The 18,098-nt window shown below is 64.5% G+C and carries 15 protein-coding genes and 1 riboswitch; of the genes, 4 read left to right on the top strand and 11 right to left on the bottom strand.

The genetic code is table 11. The features are described from left to right. The first annotated feature begins 20 nt into the window (after positions 1-20). Complete coding sequence (gene xth, locus GDN70_RS19465) at positions 21-818, top strand: exodeoxyribonuclease III (protein ID WP_038949167.1); 798 nt, start codon at positions 21-23, stop codon at positions 816-818. 61 nt (positions 819-879) lie between these two features. On the opposite strand, the gene GDN70_RS19460 is transcribed toward xth, so the two are convergent. From GDN70_RS19460 to GDN70_RS19420, 8 genes are all read right to left on the bottom strand, one after another. Next, positions 880-1,710: a tetratricopeptide repeat protein gene (locus tag GDN70_RS19460; RefSeq protein WP_028145390.1), complete on the bottom strand. Its 831-nt coding sequence runs from the start codon at positions 1,708-1,710 to the stop codon at positions 880-882. Continuing rightward, positions 1,697-3,421, bottom strand: a complete 1,725-nt coding sequence (gene ilvD, locus GDN70_RS19455; RefSeq protein ID WP_028145391.1) for a dihydroxy-acid dehydratase — start codon at positions 3,419-3,421, stop codon at positions 1,697-1,699. Before ilvD ends, GDN70_RS19460 begins: the two co-directional genes overlap by 14 nt. Positions 3,422-4,718: 1,297 nt before the next feature. Next, positions 4,719-5,300 carry a hypothetical protein gene (locus GDN70_RS19440; protein WP_028141614.1) on the bottom strand — a complete coding sequence of 194 codons (582 nt, stop codon included), beginning with the start codon at positions 5,298-5,300 and terminating at the stop codon, positions 4,719-4,721. Between the two features lie 63 nt (positions 5,301-5,363). Beyond that, positions 5,364-7,592: a TonB-dependent receptor gene (locus GDN70_RS19435; RefSeq protein WP_152102905.1), complete on the bottom strand. Its 2,229-nt coding sequence runs from the start codon at positions 7,590-7,592 to the stop codon at positions 5,364-5,366. 113 nt (positions 7,593-7,705) lie between these two features. Next, positions 7,706-7,920: riboswitch (cobalamin riboswitch) on the bottom strand. Positions 7,921-7,963: 43 nt separating this feature from the next. Further along, complete coding sequence (locus tag GDN70_RS19430) at positions 7,964-8,227, bottom strand: hypothetical protein (protein WP_240536374.1); 264 nt, start codon at positions 8,225-8,227, stop codon at positions 7,964-7,966. A gap of 113 nt (positions 8,228-8,340) precedes the next feature. Next, the gene (locus tag GDN70_RS19425) at positions 8,341-8,550 is read right to left on the bottom strand and encodes a hypothetical protein (RefSeq protein WP_028141611.1); all 210 of its coding nucleotides are present in this window, start codon (positions 8,548-8,550) and stop codon (positions 8,341-8,343) included. A gap of 138 nt (positions 8,551-8,688) precedes the next feature. Continuing rightward, a complete protein-coding gene (locus GDN70_RS35010) occupies positions 8,689-8,865 on the bottom strand; it encodes a hypothetical protein (protein ID WP_018320305.1) in 177 nt (58 codons plus the stop codon). A 124-nt stretch (positions 8,866-8,989) separates the two neighbouring features. Next, positions 8,990-10,726, bottom strand: coding sequence for an adenylate/guanylate cyclase domain-containing protein (locus GDN70_RS19420; protein ID WP_028141610.1), 1,737 nt, complete (start codon positions 10,724-10,726; stop codon positions 8,990-8,992). Between the two features lie 317 nt (positions 10,727-11,043). Between GDN70_RS19420 and GDN70_RS19415 the strand changes: the two genes are divergently transcribed. Next, positions 11,044-13,230 carry a transglycosylase SLT domain-containing protein gene (locus GDN70_RS19415; protein WP_152102904.1) on the top strand — a complete coding sequence of 729 codons (2,187 nt, stop codon included), beginning with the start codon at positions 11,044-11,046 and terminating at the stop codon, positions 13,228-13,230. Between the two features lie 80 nt (positions 13,231-13,310). Here the strand turns inward: GDN70_RS19415 and GDN70_RS35005 are convergent, their stop codons facing one another. Genes GDN70_RS35005 through GDN70_RS19405 form a run of 3 tightly spaced genes read right to left on the bottom strand, consistent with a single transcriptional unit; the run spans position 13,311 to position 14,241 of the window. Continuing rightward, the gene (locus GDN70_RS35005) at positions 13,311-13,616 is read right to left on the bottom strand and encodes a hypothetical protein (protein WP_244625800.1); all 306 of its coding nucleotides are present in this window, start codon (positions 13,614-13,616) and stop codon (positions 13,311-13,313) included. 44 nt (positions 13,617-13,660) lie between these two features. Continuing rightward, positions 13,661-13,849 carry a hypothetical protein gene (locus GDN70_RS35000; RefSeq protein ID WP_049801976.1) on the bottom strand — a complete coding sequence of 63 codons (189 nt, stop codon included), beginning with the start codon at positions 13,847-13,849 and terminating at the stop codon, positions 13,661-13,663. Then, positions 13,846-14,241 carry a hypothetical protein gene (locus GDN70_RS19405; RefSeq protein WP_038949825.1) on the bottom strand — a complete coding sequence of 132 codons (396 nt, stop codon included), beginning with the start codon at positions 14,239-14,241 and terminating at the stop codon, positions 13,846-13,848. The genes GDN70_RS35000 and GDN70_RS19405 overlap by 4 nt, the downstream gene beginning before the upstream one ends. 708 nt (positions 14,242-14,949) lie before the next feature. Between GDN70_RS19405 and GDN70_RS19395 the strand changes: the two genes are divergently transcribed. Together GDN70_RS19395 and GDN70_RS19390 are read left to right on the top strand one after the other, a co-directional pair. Further along, positions 14,950-17,373, top strand: a complete 2,424-nt coding sequence (locus tag GDN70_RS19395; protein WP_038949824.1) for a PAS domain S-box protein — start codon at positions 14,950-14,952, stop codon at positions 17,371-17,373. Further along, the gene (locus GDN70_RS19390) at positions 17,370-18,035 is read left to right on the top strand and encodes a response regulator transcription factor (protein WP_028141606.1); all 666 of its coding nucleotides are present in this window, start codon (positions 17,370-17,372) and stop codon (positions 18,033-18,035) included. The genes GDN70_RS19395 and GDN70_RS19390 overlap by 4 nt, the downstream gene beginning before the upstream one ends. The last annotated feature ends 63 nt before the right edge of the window (positions 18,036-18,098 follow it).

The following is an 18,098-nucleotide window of genomic DNA, read 5'->3' as shown; positions in this document are numbered from 1 at the left end:
CCTGCCCGGAGCCCGCCGACATGACCATCAGAGTTGCCACCTGGAACGTGAACTCGGTCCGGCAGCGGATCGACCTCCTGCTGACCTGGCTGAGGGAGTGCCAGCCGGACATCGTCTGCCTCCAGGAGATCAAATGCGTCGACGAGGCCTTCCCGCGGCTCGAGATCGAGGCGCTCGGCTACAACGTGGTCACGCACGGGCAGAAGACGTTCAATGGCGTCGCGCTGCTCTCCAAGCTCCGGTTCGACGAGACCAAGTCGGGGCTCGCCGGCGACGACGAGGACGCCCATGCCCGATTCATCGAGGGTGTGGTCACGCTCAAGCGCGGGGTGCTGCGCATCGCCTGCCTTTATCTGCCCAATGGCAATCCGGTCGGGACGGAGAAATATCCCTACAAGCTCAAATGGATGTCCCGGCTTCTTGACTATTCGAAAGAGCGCCTCAAGACCGAGGAGCCGCTGATCCTCGCCGGCGATTTCAACGTCATCCCGCACGCCCGCGACGTGCACAATCCGGCCGCCTGGACCGAGGACGCCCTGTTCAAGCCCGAGACGCGGGAGAGCTTTCAGTCCCTGCTCGGCCTCGGCCTCACCGATGCCTTGCGGGCCGTCACGGATGAACCCGGGCTTTACACCTTCTGGGACTACCAGGCCGGGGCCTGGCAGAAGAACCAGGGCCTGCGGATCGACCATCTGCTGCTGTCGCCACAGGCCAGCGACCGGCTGGCCAATGTCGGGATCGACAGCTATGTGCGCGGCTGGGAGAAGCCCTCGGACCACGTGCCGGTGTGGGCGGATCTGGATCTGGAGGCAGCCTAACGTCCGCAGAGTTGGTGGGCGCGCTGCGCTTTGCCCACCCTACCGGCACCGAGTTGCCGCCCTACTCGCGGCGGCCGCCCTGCACCCACTGTTCCAGCATTTGCAGGCACATGGCGCGGTCGTCGTCGGAGGCCTTGGCGAAGGCGCGGCTGTAGCTTTCCTTGATCCAGGTCTCGTCGGCACCGGCGCTGTCGCGCGCCAGCGTCAGCCACATCAGGCCGCGCGCGGCCTGTCGCGGCAGACGGTCGCCGTTGAACAGCATCTGGCCGAGCAGCGCCTGCGCCTCGTGCTGGCCCTTCTGCGCGGCGAGGCCGAGCCAGCGCGCGCCGTAGCGGAAATCCTCGCGCGAGGCGTCCGGCGTCTTCAGGTAGAGCCGGGCGAGATCGTATTGCGCGTCGGCATTGCCGAAATAGGAGGCAGCATAGGAGAACATCTCCCGCGCCCGCTCCGGGTCCGACTTGACCTTCGAGTTCGGGATGCCGCTCAGATAGTAGCGGCCGAGCGCGACGAAGGCGTTGGCCACGATCTGCGCCTGCGGTGCCGACGGGCTGTCCTCGGCATGCGCATTGGCGATCCGGCTGAAATATTCGAAGGCACGCAGATCGTCCTGGGCGACACCGTCGCCATTGGCGTACATGCGGCCGAGCTTCCACTGCGCGATGGGGTGACCACCCTCGGCGGCATATTGCAGCGCACTAAGCGAGGTCGCCTGAGGCACGGCCGCCGGCGCGACCTTGCCGCGTGCGGTCGCCGCGCTCCCCGGCAAGGTGGTCACGACCGGGATGGTCGCGTCCTTCGGGTTGACCGGAGCCCCGTCGAAGGCAAGCGCCGGCGCGGCCAGCGCACCGACCCCCAACACAAACGCAACTATGGCACGCCTAGATGTCCGCATAGCACTGTTTCTCGTGCGCGCCGCCCGGATGGGTCACTGCCCCCCCGACCGCTGGTCCAACCTGTTGAGCATATTTCCAGAGCGCACCCGACGTGTGGTTAGTCGCGCGAGCGGTCCATTTGGTCTTGCGCTGGGCGAGCTCGGCGTCGCTCAATTTTACGTTAAGGGTACCGGCGACCGCGTCGATCTCGATGATGTCGCCGTCCTCGAGCAGCCCGATCGGGCCGCCAATGGCAGCTTCCGGCCCGACATGGCCGATGCAGAAGCCGCGGGTGGCGCCCGAGAAGCGGCCGTCGGTGATGAGCGCGATCTTGCCGCCCATGCCCTGGCCGGTCAGCGCCGCGGTGGTCTGGAGCATTTCCCGCATGCCGGGGCCGCCCTTGGGCCCCTCGTAGCGGATCACGATGACTTCGCCTTCGCGGTAGGTGCGCTTCTGGACCGCCTCGAAAGCATCCTCCTCGCGGTCGAAGCACCTGGCCGGACCGGTAAACCTGAGGTTGGACATTCCCGCGACTTTCACGATCGCACCTTCTGGCGCCAGATTGCCCTTCAGACCGACCACACCGCCTGTCACGGTGATGGGCTTGTCTGCCGGGTGCACCACGTCCTGGTGCGGATTCCACTTCACGCTCTTGAGGTTTTCGGCGATCGTACGGCCCGTGACGGTAAGGCAATCACCGTGCAGGAAGCCGTTGTCGAGCAGCGTCTTCATCAGAAGCGGTATGCCACCTACTTCAAACATGTCTTTGGCGACATAACGGCCACCCGGCTTCAAATCCGCGACATATGGTGTCTTTTTGAAGATTTCGGCAACGTCGAACAGGTCGAACTTGATGCCACACTCATGCGCGATCGCCGGTAGGTGCAGCGCAGCATTGGTCGAGCCGCCAGAGGCGGCGACCACGGCGGCGGCATTCTCCAGCGCCTTGCGGGTGACGATGTCGCGCGGCCGGATGTTTTGGGCGATCAGGTCCATCACCTGCTCGCCCGCGGTCATGCAGAAGGCGTCGCGGATTTCATAGGGGGCCGGGGCACCGGCCGAGTAAGGCAGTGCGAGGCCGATCGCCTCGGACACGGTCGCCATGGTGTTGGCGGTGAACTGCGCGCCGCAGGCGCCCGCCGAGGGGCACGCCACGCGTTCGATCTCGTCGAGGTCTTCGTCCGACATGGCGCCGACCGAATGCTTGCCGACGGCCTCGAACATGTCCTGCACGGTGACCTGCTGCCCGCGGAAAGTGCCGGGCAGGATCGAGCCGCCATAGATGAAGATCGAGGGCACGTTGAGGCGGACCATGGCCATCATCATGCCCGGCAGCGACTTGTCGCAGCCGGCGAGCCCGACCAGGGCGTCATAGGCATGGCCGCGGACGGTCAGCTCGACGGAGTCGGCGATGCATTCGCGCGACGGCAGCGAGGAGCGCATGCCGTCATGCCCCATGGCGATGCCGTCGGTGACGGTGATGGTGCAGAACTCACGCGGGGTGCCGCCGGCCGACGCCACGCCCTTCTTCACCGCCTGCGCCTGGCGCATCAACGCGATGTTGCAGGGAGCGGCTTCATTCCAGCAGGAGGCAACGCCGACGAAAGGCTGGTGGATCTGCTGGGTGGTCAGACCCATGGCGTAGAAATAGGACCGATGCGGCGCGCGCGCAGGGCCTTCCGTCACGTGACGGCTCGGCAGCCTCTGCTTGATGTCGGTCTTCGCGTTCATCGCAAACCAGTTTCCTCGGTCAACCCTTTCAGACCCGAAAAATCAGAGCCAAGATTTGAATCGACCTTGGGATTTTCTCGTGGCCCTTCGAAGACCGCCGCTGCCCGTAAAACATTAGAGTGATTTTATTCATGTTCGGGTGTGGCCAAAAAGCGGCGGCGATGCGAACCGCCGGTGATGAGGGTTAAATCCGGGATGAGTGTTGCGGAGACAGCACAATCGTTACCGGGAAGACACGGGTTGGATTACTGCAATACCCTCAGGAAGATGACGATCCACAACTTCAGATTTTGTGGCACGCACACTGCGCCCAACTCCTCCTCGGCGACCAGGCGTGCGCAAGTGAGTCGGTGTGCCCTTCCGCTCGTTGGCTACTCCCTCCCGTATCCCGGACAAGTCGCAACGCGCGAGCGTTGCGGCGCAGAGCCGGGACCCAGAAACCACAGATAGCGCTCGCGGAGACATGGGCCCCGGCTCTGCAGCGCACCGGACGATGCTTTCGCATCGCCGGGGCGCTGCGCTGCGTCCGAGGCACGAGACGAGAGTTTGACGTAGGCTCTCTCCTGCTCGGCAATGACGGAGTATGAGGTGGCGGCACTCCTCCAACCTGCATTTAAATCGTAGACACGTCTTCGCGTCCTCGCGGCGGATTTCGCCCGAGCTTTGATTCAACTCTCCACCCTCCAATCCAAGAGGGCGCAGGGAAGGCCGGGTGCTGGCTCGCACCCGCGGTCCGCTGCGCGAAATGCACACGCAGAAAGAACCGCACAGCAGCATACAGGTGTGGCCGATCACTCGGCCTTCCCTGCGCGGTGGCTGGACGGCTTATGCCGTGATCTCCCGGGAGCCGACCATTCCTTCTGGCCTCCCTCGCCCCGCGAATTGGATGATGCAGTCTGCCCGGTTGGGCTCGCTCGCACCTCCGCGGAAGCTTGACCGTAGCAACGACGGCCAGGACCACACGGTTTTGCCGTACGCGCGGCCCGCCATTTCGCCGCAGTTTTTCCTGGCCCTGTCGACGAAGCCGGAAACTTACAGACGAGACGAAGCCTGACAGCGCCGCTCGTCGCACGAAGCCTCGGGCTCACAGGGACACCCCGCCCTGCCCGCGCCTCTCGTGCCGACGCTGCCGCGTCCACCGCAAGCCCGGCTCGCGATGCGTGACGACACATGATCGCCCCTCTTGGTGAGCCGGGATGGACCACACATACGCCGAAACCGAATTTCGGTAAAGTGGAATATTTTCAGCGACGCGGATTGACAGAGGGCGACACAGGCTACGGCCACGAGCGGCCGCTCAGGCCGACATCGCACGCTTGCGTCCGGCCGGGTCGACCAGACGGACGATCTCGCAGATCGCGACGAGGCCGGCGAGCCAGACGGCGCAGGTCAGAGCGATGCGCGTCACGATGGCGGCGGTGAAGGCGCCCTCGCCGCCGAGGAACGGCGTCGCGGCGAGCAGCGCGATCTCGTAAATCCCGTAGGCGGCGATGAGCGTGATCGGCAGCGCCAACGGCGTGCGGCCCTGCGGCAGCAGGCCGAGCACCGCCGAAGCTGCCGCGGTCGCCAGAAGCGCAGCCGCGCCGATGACGAAGCCCCAGGCAATCGTGCTGGCATCAACGGGATAATGCAGCACGCCGAAACCGATGATCTGGTTGACGAGCCAGGCGCCGGTGACGACGAGCAGCGCCGGACGCTGCGGCAGCATCGCCGCGGCAATGACGGCGAAGGCCGCGAACGGCGTGGCGCACGCGAACGCAAAGCTTGCGAGCGCGCATGACGCCGTCAGCAGCGCAAAGCAGAACATCGGCGCAAGGCGCGGCGCGACCGGGTGAAGCCGGGAGCGATCGTCACCAGACGGCAGGATGCCGAGAGCCATGGTTGAATCTCCTTCTCTTCGAATTCTAGTCCGTTTGAGGGCGTGTGACGGCCCTGGCGAAAATCAGAACGTTGCGCCGGCCTTGAGCAGATAGGTGCGGCCGGGCAGCGGATAGGCGCTGAAGCGGCCGTCCGTGAAGGTGCTCGCGATGGCGTAGTCGTAGTAGAGCGCGTTCAGCACATTGTTGACGCTGAGGGACCAGAAGTAGCGCTCAACCTGGCCGCTGAGCTTGAGATCGATCGTGCCGTTGGCGGGGATCGGCTTCTGGGTGCCCGCCTGGTCGTTGTCCATGCGACGCTCGCTCCAGAAGCGCGCGGTGGCATCGAGCACCACGTAATTCTGCCAGATGTTCCAGGTGACACCCGCACTCGCCGTGTAGCGCGAGACCAGCGGCACGTCGTTGCCGGCCCAGATACCTTCGCGGAAGACCGCACTTGTATAGGCCACGCCGGAGCGCAGCAGCAGGGCGTCGTTGACGCGATAGGACAGACTGGTCTCAGAGCCGTAGCGGCGGGTCGGATCAAGATTTGTGTTGTAGAACAGGACCGGATTGAAATGGACCTCGTTGGTGAGATCCATCAGATAGAGACTGCTCTGCAGCTGCAACCCGCCGCCCTTGATGCGAACACCGCCCTCGATGTCCTGCGAGGTCTGGGTCTTGAGCTGGAACGTTTGCGGGATCGCAGCGAAGGTCAAGGGATCGAACGAAGGCCCTGAGGACAGGCGCTCGTCGACATCAGGCGTGCGGAACGCGCGCGCTACGCGGCCGAACAGCGAGACCTGGTCGTTCAGGCGATGCTCGGCGCCGAGATGCAGCGCATATTGGGTCTCGTTGCTCGTCAGCGGCAACGCGCCGATGTCGGCGTTGAACGGAGCTGCCGGGTCGAAATTGTCGCGTGCCGCAAGACTGACGTTCTGCAACCGCGCGCCGTAGGAGATGTCTGTCGTGGGGGCGATTCCCAATGTGTGCTGGAAATAACCCGCAACCGTCTGCTGCCTGAGGTCGTAATTGTGCCAGGGGGCGAGCCCCTGCCCGGCGCCGCGGTTCTGCTCAAAGCTCGCATCGTAATAGTCGATGCCGGTCAGAAGCTGCGACGGCATGCCGAGCAGCAGGCTCTTCACGCTGAGCCGCGGCGTGATCGACCATGTCGTCAGATGGGAACCGACATAGGTCGACGAGAAGAAGGCCGGAACCGGCGTCGGGCTGGAAAAGAATGCACTCTGCTGCTTCTTGTCGCGCACGCCGCCGTCGACGATGAGATCGACGCCGCTGATCAGGGTCTTGGTGAAACCCGCAGTCGCGCCAAAACCCTGCTGGTTGGCGTAGTTGAACAGCGTGCTGGTCCCTCGCCGGTTGGCCCTGAGCTCGTCGAGGCCGATCGAGGGATCGACGGTGCGGCCGCCCGGCAGTCGCAGCTCCTGATTATCACCGGTAACCGTGAGAAAAGCAGTCAGGCCTGGCGTGGTGTAATTGAGATTGCCGACGCCATTCTGCTGGGAATAGCGGTTGTTGTCGCGATAGCCATCGGTCCTGACCGTATTGCCGTAGAACGAGGTCGACCACCGACCGGAATTGAGCGAGGTCGACACGTTGCCGAGCCTGGTGTTGAACGAGCCGAAGCCGGCCTCGATGCGCGCGGTCACGGGCGGTCCGCCGACGCCGTTTTTGGTGACGATGTTGATCACACCGCCGACCGCGTTGTCGCCATAGAGCACCGCGCCGGAATTGCCGCGCGTCACCTCGATGCGCTCGATGGAATTGAGCGGGATGGTGGAGAGATCCACCTGCGCCATGTCGACGTCGTTCAGCCGCCGGCCGTTGACCAGCACCAGCGTGTTGGCAGTGGCAAAGGCGCCGAAGCCACGCAGGTCCACGCTGGTCTTGGCGCCGATCTGGCCGCCATAGAACGTCGTGATCTGGGCCCCCGGCGTTTGCGTCGCAATGATCTCGGCGAGCGTCTGCGATGGCGAATGCGCGATATCGGCTGCCGTGATGACGGTCGTCGCGGCCCCGACGATGCCGCCGCTGCCGGCGGCAGCCTCACCGCCGGAGCCGGATGAGCCGGCGCCATTGCCTGCCGGCGCGACATTCGTCCTCACCCCCGCCTCGCCATCGCCGATCGCCCTGGCGCGCGTTCGGTTCTGATCGTCGGACCTGGTCACCTCGATCGGCGGCAATTGCTCGGCAAGCGCCTGCTGGGCGAAGGCGGAGGACGGATCGAGCGAATGCAGGGAAACGGATGCGAGCAGGCCGGCGGCAAAGCGCCTGGCGGCAGAGACGAGACGGGACACAATGGTAACCTCGGTATGACGTCAGTGGCACGTCACAGCGAACGAGGTTTCACGGCAGAGCGATGGATTGCTCCGGTGAAGCTAATGTCTGTACTCCCCGACCGACATCTTCGCGTGTGACCACGGCTGACGGCAGGTCTCCTGGCTCGCGGGTCGTGACCTTGCGTCGCCTTCCCAGGACCGAGTTTCCCAGTGGCATGAGACGAAAGATTCACCGCTTACAGTTGCGGGGGCAGCCGTGGCGTTGAGATAATCCCGGCGTTGGGACAATCCCGCACCACATTCCCTTTTGATCTCCATGAGGAGAACCGTCGCCGATCATTTACGAGCCGTTCGCCCCGGGAGTCAATCGACCGTTAGGTGCCGGCCGCTCAGGTCCGCCCTCGCACCCGTTGCGCCTGGGCCCAGGCGGCAGCGACGTCGCGCGGCGGAACATCGACGCGCTTGATCGGGGTCAATTCGCCGGAGGCCGAGACGATCGCGGTCTCCTCGCGCCGGCAGCGCGTGCAGACAAAGCGCACCTCGTGTGGAGACGCCGTCCAACTCGACCGCTTCACGTTGGCTGCCATCGGCCAGGCATCGCAATGCGAGCACGACACCAGAAACCGGCCGGGATCGAGCATACCCATTTCCATCGGACTCCGCGTCCTGCCCACTTGCTTCAATGATTGACCCATGTGAATCGTTCCGGTGCCCAGGCACCGCCCATTCCACTGGTTGCATCCCTACAAGGCAGAAGGCGGTGCGCTCAGCGCGCGCCCTTGAGGGTGCAGGAGGTCGTGCAGGTGACCGTGGTGCCGCGATCGCACGATTTGCAGGCATTGACGCACTGGTTCATGTCGCGGGGATTGTAGCTGTAGTTCCGCATCGGGCAGGTCGGCGTCGAGCCGGTGATATCCTGCTCCTGGTCGCAGGCCGCCGTCATGAGCGCGAATATGATCACGGCAACGAGGCGCATGTGATTGCCCTGTCAAGCATGGCAAATGACACTCGCGAGGTGCGCTGCATTGCAGCGAACCCCGGCCTTTCCACCACGAGCGATCGCTCGCGAGGTCAAGGATGCGCGCCAAACCTTAAGAACGGATTGCAGCCGGCGTCAGGCAGCAGCCTTGGTCGCGATCGCCTGCCGCATGTCCACCGCCAGCTGACGGTATTGCTCCGAGAGTTTCAGATAGAACTCGCGCTTGGTGCTGTCGGTGGCGAGCTTGGCGATCAGCTCGCATTCGGCGGTGAGCGTCTCGAACCGTTCCAGCCTGTCCTGAAGTTCCGTCATCGGCGTGTCCCCGTCAAACGCCTCAAGGACATCCAACCTAAGCCCGGGAAATAGGTCACGGCGAACATCGTTATCGAGTAGAAACGTTTTTTCCGGACAGGGCGAGCTGGCGCAACAAAAACGGCTATTTCTGCTCCAGCCGCCAGGCGCCGTCCCACCCCTCTTCCGGCGGCTTGGCCTCGAACTGCGCGATGCGGCCGAGCATCGTGCGCGAGGGGCCGTCGCCGGGGACGGCTTCGAGCGCGGCGTTGAAGGCGGCGCGCGCCTCGTCGAAGCGGCGGGCCCGATAGGCGGCGAGCGCTTCGGCATAATGCGTGCGCAGGCTGTCCTGCGCGCCGGTGAGTGCGCCCGCCCGCGCCATCACCTCGAAGATCGGCTGCGGCGCGCTCTGGCCCGCGACCGCCAGACGATCGATCTCGCGCAATTCGAGCCGCGCTCCGATCGCGTCAGCAGTTGCCTGCGAGATCAGGATGCGGGTTCCGTAGACCTTGTTGACGGCCTCCAGCCGCGAGGCCAGGTTCACGGCGTCGCCCATCACGGTGAAGCTCATCATCAGCTCGGAGCCGATGCTGCCGGTCAGGACCTCGCCGGTGGCGATGCCGATCCGCAGGTCACACGGCGCCGGCATGGCGCGGATGCCGAGCAGGTCGGGCAGCTGCTTCTGCAGCGCGGGCACCTGGTCGACCATCTCGGTTGCGGCGATGCCGGCCAGGAGCGCCTGCTCGTCTTCCTCGATGAAGGGCGGGCCCCAATAGGACATGATGGCGTCGCCGATATATTTGTCGATGATGCCGCGATTACCCCTGATCGGTCCGGACATCACCGTGAAATAGTGGTTCATCACCCTGACGAGGCCGCGCGGGGTCATGCCCTCGCTCATCGAGGTGAAGCCGCTCATGTCGCAGAACATGATGGTCATGACCCGGCGCTCGCCGTCGATCGCGACCTCGGGCCGGTCGATCAGCCCCTGCACCACCTTGGGATCGATGTAGCGGCCAAAGGTCTCGCGGATGCGCTCATTGTGCCTGAGCTGCTCGGTCATGCGGTTGAAAGCCGCGGCGAGCTCGCCGATCTCGTCCTGCGTGGAGACGGTGATGGTCTTGTCGAAGCGGCCGGCCTCGACCTCGCGGGTGCCGGCGAGCAGCAGCCGCACCGGGCGCGTGATGCCGCTGGACACCAGGAGCGCAAAGGCAAAGCCGACGATCGCCGCGAGCAACGTCACGATGCCAGAGACGATGATCGCTTGGTGCTGATGGCCGATCACCTGCGACGTGCTGGCGAAGACCTGCTTGAGCATATCGGCCCGGATCGCATCGATCTTCTGGTTGAACTGGTCGCGCAGCGCGTCGATATGCTCGAGCGTGATGCGCGCTTCCGCCATCTGCTGTGCGTCGATCTGGTTGAGGAGTTTCGCGTGGCTCTCCTTCTGATCGCGGCGCAGCTCGCCGACGGCGGTCTCGATGCGGGTCTCGATCCGTGCCAGCGCGGCGTTGTCGGACGGCGTGCGAGGGTCGTCTATGATCGCGTTGATCAGCTTGCGCGCGCGCTCGGCCTCCTCCTCGATCTTGCGGTCGGCGTCCTCGAACTCGCGAAGGCGCGCCGCATAGGCCTCCTCGTCCGAGGACGCCTGCATCTTCGTCATGATCATCCGCCGCAGCGCCACCGATCGCTCCAGCGAGCGGATGTTGACGCGCGCGAGATCGCCATAGGCCGGGATGTAGCGGTTGGTCAGCTCGTCGAGCAGGACGCCGACCTGGCTCGACATCACCATCGACAGGATCGAGGTGACCAGCATCAGGACGATCAATCCGAGGGCGATACCGACGATCTTGCGCCTGATCGACTGGTTGAAAATCGGCATAGCTGCAGGGGACAAAGGCCAAAGGGACGGAGCAAGGGAACTCCATACACCGGATCTTGCTGCGGGAACACGCGCAATCTGGTTCCTCCTGGCGCCCAGACCATGGCCGGTCGTCGCGCGAGCCCGGATCGTTAACAAAGGTTAAAGGAACTGCCCCCCAGCGGAAGTTCCCTCGTCACATCCGTATTTTGCCGCATTGTTGCGACAGCGTGAGGAATGCGAAACGATGCCGTGGCATCGTTCTCGATGTCGTTGATTCTCAAGCCGCATGTCGTCGCGGACCTTGGTTTGTAGTGGTTTCGCAGGGGGACCATGGGATGAACCAGTGCCTACGCTCGCTCGCGTGTCTCGTTGCCGTGGCCGCAATGGCCCTCCTCCCCACCGAGCTGGCGGCGAAGAGCAGCCACAAATCGTCTGCGCCGAAAAAGTCGCATGAGGCGAAAGCCGGCAAGCAGCGACATGCCGTGGCCAAGTCCCGTCACGGCAAGCATGCCGAGGCCAAGCGCAAGTCGAAGAAGACCGGCGACGAGCCATCAGAGAAACCGGCCGCCCCGCCCCTCACCGGCGACCTCGCCGCGCTGAAGGATGCGATCGACCTCGCGCGCAAGGGCAAGACGGATGACGCGAGCGCGGCGCGCGACCGCATCACTGATCCCGCCGGTCAGAAGCTCGCCGACTGGTTCATGCTGCGCCATTCCGAGAGCACGGCGAATTTCAAGCGTTATGCCGCCTTCCTTGCCGCCAATCCGGGTTGGCCGAGCAGCGCCCTGCTCCGCCGCCGCGCCGAGGCGCGGCTGTGGCAGGAGAAGGCCGACGCGGCCACCGTGCACAAATTCACCATGGACCGCCCGACCAGCGCCAAGGGCAAGTTCGCCCTCGCCCGCGTGCTGCTCGCTGAAGGCGACGTCGACAGGGCTACCCGGCTCGTGCGCGAGGCCTGGCGCACTGACGAATTGTCCGAGCGGAGCGAGGAGGATTCCTACGAAGCGTTCCGCGATCTGCTCAACTCCGAGGATCATCGCGCCCGCATGGACAAGCGGCTCGGCGCCAAGGACTATGCCGGTGCGCGGCGCGCGGCAAAACGGCTCGGCGAGGATGCGCTGGCGATCGTCAAGGCTTGCGCCGCCGTCACCGGCAAGGCCAGCAAGGCCAAGGATGATCTCGAGGACGTACCGACTGAAGCGCGCCGCGATCTCGGCTATGTGCTGTGCCGCGCCCAATGGCACCTCCAGAAGGACCGCATCGACGACGCCGCCGAGGTGATCCTGGCCGCCGCGCCCGACACCATGGCCGCGCAGGACACCGACGCCTGGTGGCGCGAGCGTCGCCTGCTCGCGCGCAAGCTGCTCGACCAGGGCAAGTTCAAGACGGCGTATGACGTGGTGCGCACCGCCGCGGTGCCCGAGAAGGAAGTCTACCGCGTCGATTATCATTTCATGTGCGGCTGGATCGCGCTGCGCTTCCTCGGCGATCCCCAGGCGGCGATGGTGCACTTCGCCGCCATCGACGAAGGCTCGGCCAATCCGATCGCGCTGTCGCGCGCCCATTACTGGCGCGGCCGTGCCGCCGAGGCGATGGGGGCGACGGCCGATGCGCGCATGAGCTACCGGGCGGCCGCGCGCTATCCGACCGCCTATTACGGCCAGCTTGCGCGCGCAAAGCTCGGCCTCGATCGCATCGAGCTGCGACCGCCCTCGCCCGTGCTGGCCGCGCTCGACACCCCGCCCGCAGACGAGCGCGTGCGCGCCGCCGACATGCTCTACGGCATCGGCGAGCGCGACACGGTGTTCTATTACGCCGAGGATTTCGCCAGAGAGAGCACCGACGTGGCGGCCCTCGAGGGCCTCGGCGAACTCGCCGGACAGCGCCGCGATGCGCGCGTGATGCTGGAGGTCGGCAAGTCGGCGCTGGCGCGCGGGCTCGCCCTCGACCATTACGCTTTTCCGACCATCGGCATCCCCGAGCACCAGCAGGTCGCGCCCGCGATCGAGACCAGCGTGATCTATTCGGTGGCGCGCACCGAAAGCTCGTTCGACCAGCGCGACAAGTCGCCGGCCAATGCGGTCGGGCTGATGCAGGTGACGCCTGAAGCCGGCCGCGACACCGCCAAGCGCTTTGGCCTGACTTACGACTGGGACAAGATGGTCTCCGATCCCGTCTACAACACGCAAATGGGCGCGGCCGAGCTCAGCGCGCTGCTGTCGGAATATCGCGGCAACCAGATCATGACCTTTGCCGGCTACAATGCCGGCCGCGGCCGCGTGCGCGAATGGGTGCAGGCGCGCGGCGACCCCAGGGATCCCAAGGTCGATCCGGTCGACTGGGTCGAGCGCATTCCGCTGTCGGAGACGCGCAACTACGTCCAGCGCGTGATGGAGAACGTGCTGGTGTACCGCGCCAGGTTCGAGGGCAGCAGCATGATCGCCGGCAAGTCCGACCAGCGCGTCACGACGCAGGAAGTGAGCGCGGCACCAACGGGATCGGCCGCAGCCCCCTCGCCCTAGCCTCGCCACCGCCGGGGCTGGACGCGGCGCGGGCTGGACGCGGTGACTGCGGCCGACTGTTCTGCGCGGCCGTCATCGAGCTAGCCGTCACCTCCTTCCATGGTCAGAAGGTCGTACTCGCGCAGATATGCCTCGGCCAATGAGCGCGACAGCGCGCCCATCTGAATCATCCAGCCCCAGCTCGAGATCGCCGTCAGCACCGCGAACGCCTCGAACGGGCTGCGGGGCCACAGCATGTCCATGGCCGTCTGCTGACGGTAGCAACCGTAGTCGCAATACCGCTCTTGCTTGGACACATGCCGGACGTAACTCGCACCCAGCGGCCGCGCGCATGCGCCGCAGACGCCGTGGCAGGGATGTTCCTGATTGACGAGCATGAATCTCAATGCCGTGTCCTCTCCTGCCGAATGCGTCCTGCCAGCCTGACGGCTCAAGATGCCGCGCGCGTACGTCCCTCGATCAACGGCGCGGCCTCGTGATGAAGTGCGAAGCACTCGTAGCCGCAGTAGCGCAGCAGCGTCCTGGCGTCCCGCAGATAGCCACCATCGATCTCCTCGCAGCACCAAAGGCACGACGTCTTGCGGAACGGGGTTCTGCCGTTCACCAATATGAATCTCACGTGGCACCTCCCAACGCGAAACAGTAGACCAAGTCGACCAGAGAGGCGGACGGCGGTGGCGCGCAGATATGGTTGCGGCCATCGGGATTGTCCCTGTTGCGCTCGACCTTCTGGGACGGGATCAGGATGTATTTGCCGTCTTCCCGGCGCCGCGCGTAGATCCTGCCGTCGACGTAGCGAATCTCGGTCGGGTAGCAATCGGCATTGTTGCAGCAGCTCAGAACCGGATTGTCCGGCATGTGCCAGCTCGAATAGAACTTCTCGTGCAGCAGTTGATCCTGGGGCGGATGGTGACGATGTGGCCCATCCCCTCCGGCTTCGTCGGCCTCCACGCCCGTCACCAGCGGAAGCGGCAGCGCGATCGCCAACAGGAGCTTGCAGGTACGGTTCAACGCAGCCTCCCGACGAAGAAATTGCCTGAGGTGGCAGGCGCGGCGGCTGGTCCTCAGGCCGCCTGATATCGGAACAACCAGCGGCGGTCGCGCTCGCGGCGCGCCCTGAACCGGTCGAGACATTTCCTCGAGCAGAGCGGCGTCCGCCAGGAATAGTATCGGATCAGGCCAAACTTCGCCGTGCAGACGGCACAGCCTTTGGTCTCGGGACGGCGCTCGGAATGCTCTGGGCTATCGCACATCATCCTCTCCTCTTGACCTCTCAGGGGTCCCGGCTTCCTTGTGCGCAAGCTCGGGTCGCCACGGTCGTCACGGAAAATGCGGCTTCTCAATCGTGACCGCCAATTCGTCCGGCAAGTCAGGGGCGGATGCGGAGCCTGGCTCTTTGGGGGCAACACCCCGAGCCTTTCAGCGAATGTGCTCCGCAATCGTCTCCTCTCGATTGACCGCAAAACTAGGCCGCCTGCACCGCATCGCTCAATTGTACGGAGGTAAATGCGCGCTAGAACTAGGGTTGTGCGAGCTATACGTAGGTTTGTGCCGTAGTTTTGCGGTCCTGGCCCACCCGCGCAACGAGACGGCGCAACGCGCGCAAGCTGCACGGCAACCGGGAGCTTTGCCGGGAATCCGACTTTGGTCGGGGGCAATTGCCCCTGTTCTGGCAAAGTGCTCTACTCGCCTTGACGCTAGCGCGCCGGGACGCTTGCGATGATGCCTGGCCAAATCACGAAAATCGGGACTTCGGCCGCACAATTCCTGCTCGGCGGCCTTGCGGCGCTTCGATCATTCGGCAACGGCGAGAAGGACCGGTCCGCGGTCGCAGACGCCTCGCGGCAGAACACCGATCTGCGCGACGCCATGAAGCAATGGCGCGAGGTGTTCGAGCACAATCCGGTCATGTACTTCATGGTCGATCCGTCCGGAACGGTGCTCAACGTGAATACGTTTGGCGCCGCACAATTGGGCTACTCGACGGCCGAGCTGATCGGCCAATCCGTGCTGAACGTCTTCTTCGAGGAAGACCACGACTTCGTTCGTCAATGCGTCGCTTTGTGCCTGACGACCGTGGACCAGTCGCATACCTGGGAGATTCGCAAGTTCCGGAAGGACGGGTCGGTGCTCTGGGTCCGCGAAAACGCCAAGGCGATGCTGCGCGGCGACGGCACGCCGATCCTGCTGGTCGCCTGCGAGAACATCACCCAGCGCAAGGAAGCCGAGGATGCGCTGCGACAGAGCGAGGCCTACCTCGCCCAGGCCCAGGAATTGAGCCACACCGGCAGCTTCGGCTTGAACCTCGCCACCGGCGAGGCGGTCTGGTCGAGGGAGACCTTCCGCATCTTCCAATGCGACCCTGCGACGAAGCCGACCCTGAACTTCGCCTTTCAGCGCATCCATCCGGAAGATCGCGACATAGTCCGCGGCACCCTTGATCGGGCCTACCGGCTGGCGGAGGATTTCGACCACGAATACCGCCTGCTGATGCCCGACGGATCGATCAAATATCTCCATTCCGTGGCGCGCGCCGTGCGGCACCCGTCCGGGCGCATCGAGTTCGTCGGAGCGGTGACCGATGTCACGATTGCGAAGGAAGCGGAACAGAGGCTGCGTCGCAGCGAAGCCTATTTGGCCGAAGCCCAACGCCTCAGCCATACGAGCAGCTGGGCCTGGGACGTTCATCGTCAGGAGTTCGCCTACCGGTCGGCTGAACTGTACCGCCTGTTCGGATTTGAGCTGGACCAGACCGATGTCCCGGCCCGGGCTTTTCAGCAACGTATCCTGCCGGAGGACTTTCGGCGGATTGTCGAGGTGGAACGTGAAGCTGTCAGGCAAAAGCAGCCCTTCCAGATCGACTTCCGGATTGTGCGCCCCGACGGTTCGATCAGACACGTCCACAGCGAGGGACATCCTGTGATCGGCCGCGACGGCGAGGTGATGGAAATCATCGGCACGCACGTGGACGTCACCGAGCAGTTCGCGGCGAAAGATGCCCTGCATCAGGCGTTCGATGAGCTCAAGACATCCGAACAGCGCTTCCGCGACTATGCCGAAACCGCATCGGACTGGTTCTGGGAGACCGGGCCGGACCACCGCATTACCAGGATATCGGAGCACGCCGAAACCTCCAGCGCTGCGCCGAAGGGCCTGATCGGCCTGGCCCGCTGGGACATTCCGCCCGACGCCGAGTTCGAGCCGGAGAAATGGGAGCAGCATCGCGCGGCGCTCGATGCCCACGTTGCGTTCCGCGATCTGATCTACCGCAGCAGGGATGGTAACGGATCTCCAATCTACGTGCGGACCAGCGGCAAGCCGTTCCATGATGCGACAGGCAATTTTCTCGGCTATCGCGGCGTCAGCAGCGACGTCACGGCGGCGATCCGCGTCGAGCAGGCGGAAGAGGCGCTGCGCAAGGCGCAAGGCGAGCTCGCCCACGTCACCCGCGTCACGACGCTCGGGGAACTGACCACCTCGATTGCCCACGAAATCACCCAGCCCATCGCCGCGGTGATCTCCAACGCGGACGCGTGCATCGCTTGGCTTGACCGCGACCCCGCCGACCTGAAGGCCGCGCGCCGTTCCGCAGAGTGGATTGTCGAGGATGCCAATCGGGCAAGCGAGGTGATCCGCCGGATTAGAGCGCTTGCGAAGAAGACCGAGATCGAAATGGCTCCACTCGACATCAACCAGGTCGTCAGGGAGGCAGTGGCGCTGGTTCGGCGCGAGCTGGCGATCCATGCGGTGTCGGTGCGAATGGAGTTGGCGTCCGACCTGCCGAGGATTTGCGGCGACCGGATCCAGCTTCAGCAGGTGCTGATCAACCTGGTGGTGAACGGCATCGAAGCCATGCATGCCAATGTCGACCGCCCGCGCGAGCTGGCGATCCGCTCGAGCCGGACGGACGACGACCGCCTGCTCCTCACCGTGACAGACCGCGGTGTCGGCCTTGGCAAAGACGTCAAGGAACGCATCTTCACCCCCTTCTTCACGACGAAATCGGGCGGTCTGGGAATGGGACTCTCGATCTGCCGATCGATCATCGAGGCTCATGCGGGCCGGCTTTCGGCCATTCAAAATGAAGGGAGCGGAGCAACATTCCAGATCGCCCTGCCCTTGCCACACAAGGACACGTCGTGACTGATCATGCCAAGCAGGCCCAGGCGAGCGCCGGTGATCCGATCGTCCTGATCGTCGATGATGATCCGTCGATGCGCCGTGCGCTCACCAATCTCTTTCAATCGGTCGGCCTCAAGGTCGAAGCCTTCAGCTCGGCGGCGGAGATCATGGAAGCCAAACCGCCGGCGGTCCCCAGTTGCCTGGTGCTCGACATCCGCCTGCCGGGCTTGAGTGGCCTCGACCTCCAGGCGGACCTCGCCAAAGCCAATATTCACACGCCCATTATCTTCATCACCGGTCACGGCGATATTCCCATGACCGTAAGAGCCATGAAAAGCGGTGCCGTCGATTTTCTGACCAAGCCGGTGCGCGACCAGGACATGCTGGATGCCGTGCAGGCGGCGATCGAACGCGATCGCAAGCGGCGCGATGCCGAGCAGTCGATCTCGGGTGTGCGATCCCGTTTCGAGGGACTGACGGCGCGCGAACGCGACGTCCTCGCCCTGGTTGCATCCGGCCTGATGAACAAGCAGGTCGCCGCCGAGCTTGGATTGGCCGAAATCACCGTGAAGATCTATCGCGGCCAGATCATGCGGAAAATGGCGGCGAAGTCGTTGGCCGACCTCGTCAGAATGACCGACGCGCTCGGAATTCCGCGCAACAGGGGTCATTTGCAAACCTAAGTATGCTTTCCAATCTCGCTCCGGTGGCCCACCTTCCCTCAAGCGGCTGAATCGCAGCCGGCG

Origin of the sequence: Bradyrhizobium sp. TM102 (genome assembly GCF_009176685.1) — a bacterium.
GTDB classification, from domain to species: Bacteria; Pseudomonadota; Alphaproteobacteria; order Rhizobiales; family Xanthobacteraceae; genus Bradyrhizobium; species Bradyrhizobium ottawaense.
This window is presented reverse-complemented; position numbering and strand designations above follow the sequence as displayed.

What these genes read in the sequence shown, in the direction of transcription:
- xth (WP_038949167.1), top strand. Translation starts at nt 21, where the DNA reads ATGACCATCAGAGTTGCCACCTGGAACGTGAACTCGGTCCGGCAGCGG.
- GDN70_RS19460 (WP_028145390.1), bottom strand. Translation starts at nt 1,710, where the DNA reads ATGCGGACATCTAGGCGTGCCATAGTTGCGTTTGTGTTGGGGGTCGGT.
- ilvD (WP_028145391.1), bottom strand. Translation starts at nt 3,421, where the DNA reads ATGAACGCGAAGACCGACATCAAGCAGAGGCTGCCGAGCCGTCACGTG.
- GDN70_RS19440 (WP_028141614.1), bottom strand. Translation starts at nt 5,300, where the DNA reads ATGGCTCTCGGCATCCTGCCGTCTGGTGACGATCGCTCCCGGCTTCAC.
- GDN70_RS19430 (WP_240536374.1), bottom strand. Translation starts at nt 8,227, where the DNA reads ATGGAAATGGGTATGCTCGATCCCGGCCGGTTTCTGGTGTCGTGCTCG.
- GDN70_RS19425 (WP_028141611.1), bottom strand. Translation starts at nt 8,550, where the DNA reads ATGCGCCTCGTTGCCGTGATCATATTCGCGCTCATGACGGCGGCCTGC.
- GDN70_RS35010 (WP_018320305.1), bottom strand. Translation starts at nt 8,865, where the DNA reads ATGACGGAACTTCAGGACAGGCTGGAACGGTTCGAGACGCTCACCGCC.
- GDN70_RS19420 (WP_028141610.1), bottom strand. Translation starts at nt 10,726, where the DNA reads ATGCCGATTTTCAACCAGTCGATCAGGCGCAAGATCGTCGGTATCGCC.
- GDN70_RS19415 (WP_152102904.1), top strand. Translation starts at nt 11,044, where the DNA reads ATGAACCAGTGCCTACGCTCGCTCGCGTGTCTCGTTGCCGTGGCCGCA.
- GDN70_RS19395 (WP_038949824.1), top strand. Translation starts at nt 14,950, where the DNA reads ATGATGCCTGGCCAAATCACGAAAATCGGGACTTCGGCCGCACAATTC.